Genomic DNA, 1,503 nt, shown 5'->3' with positions numbered 1-1,503 from the left:
GCTCGGCGGCGGCGTGATTGCAGCGCTGGTGCTGGGCGGTTTGTTGTTGCTGCTGCTGAAAAGTCTGCGGCGCATGCTTGCGCGTGCATCCTTGCCTTGGCGTCTTGGACTCGGGCAATTGCTGCGTCACCCGCTCGCTGCTGCGGGCCAGTCCCTGGCGTTCGGCCTGATTCTGCTGTCGATGGCGCTGATCGCCTTGCTACGTGGTGAGTTGCTGGATACCTGGAAAAACCAGTTGCCGAAAAACGCCCCCAATTACTTCGCCCTGAACATCCTGCCCACAGATAAACAGGCCTTCACCGATCACCTGATCGCCGTGTCGGCGCAATCGGCACCGTTGTACCCGGTGGTGCCGGGGCGCTTGATCAGCATCAACGGCGAGCCGGTGCAACAGATCGTCACCAAAGAATCCGCGGGTGATCGGGCGATCCAGCGCGACCTGAGCCTGACCTGGGCCGCGGACCTGCCGTCGGGCAACAAACTCACGGCCGGCAATTGGTGGAACGAACAAACTCCGGACGATGTTCCCGGCGTGTCGGTAGAAGGCAAGGTCGCCGAAAGCCTGAAAATCAAGCTCGGCGACCACCTGATTTTCAGCGTTGGCGGGATCAATCGCGAGGCGAAAGTCACCAGCCTGCGGGAGATCGACTGGGACAACTTCCAGCCGAACTTCTTCATGATCTTCCAGCCCGGCACCCTGAAGGATCTGCCGGCGACTTACCTGACCAGTTTCTACCTCGCACCCGGTCACGACCAGCAGATCGTCGACCTGTCCCGGGCCTTCCCGGCGGTGACGATCCTGCAGGTCGAAGCCTTGCTGGAGCAACTGCGCAGCATTCTCGCCCAGGTGACCCTGGCAGTGGAGTACGTGTTGTTGTTCGTGTTGGCGGCGGGGATGGCGGTGCTGTTCTCCGGCCTGCAAGCGACGCTGGATGAACGCATTCGCCAGGGCGCGTTGCTGCGTGCGCTGGGGGCGGAACGGCAATTGCTGGTCAAGGCGCGGCGCATTGAGTTCGGTTTGCTGGGCGCCGTCAGTGGCTTGCTGGCAGCGCTGGGTTCGGAAGTCGTGAGTTGGGTGCTCTACCGCTACGCCTTTGACCTGCCGTGGCATCCGCATCCATGGCTGATGTTGCTGCCACTGCTGGGTGCCGTGCTCATTGGTGGTGCCGGGGTGTTCGGTACCCGTCGGGCATTGAACGCCAGCCCGCTGACAGTCCTGCGCGAGGGTTGATAGACTCCTGCCATCCTCACCACAAGAAGCTGTCATGAGCCGTTACCGCCCTCCCCGCACTGCCGGCACCGCGCTGATCACCCCCGAGGGTGAAGCGCGGATGCGCGCCGAGTTCCATGAGCTGTGGCATGTACGTCGGCCCCAGGTTACCCAGGCTGTCAGCGAAGCCGCGGCCCAGGGTGATCGCTCGGAGAACGCCGAATACACCTACGGCAAAAAGATGCTGCGAGAGATCGACAGCCGCGTGCGCTTTCTCACCAAACGCCTGGAAG

Annotated in this window: 1 protein-coding gene and 1 pseudogene; both read left to right on the top strand. The window is 62.6% G+C overall.

Translation table 11 applies throughout. The features are described 5' to 3' along the window. On the top strand, nucleotides 1–1,231 hold a 1,231-nt coding region (locus ACXRVY_RS28610; RefSeq protein ID WP_458238905.1), incomplete at its 5' end, for an ABC transporter permease. Between the two features lie 34 nt (nucleotides 1,232–1,265). Beyond that, nucleotides 1,266–1,503, top strand: a pseudogene (locus ACXRVY_RS28605) (transcription elongation factor GreB); the annotation flags it as partial.

Source organism: Pseudomonas sp. P5_A2_2, assembly GCF_054177685.1.
The sequence above is the reverse complement of the archived record's forward strand: the minus strand, read 5'-3'. Positions and strand labels throughout refer to the sequence as shown.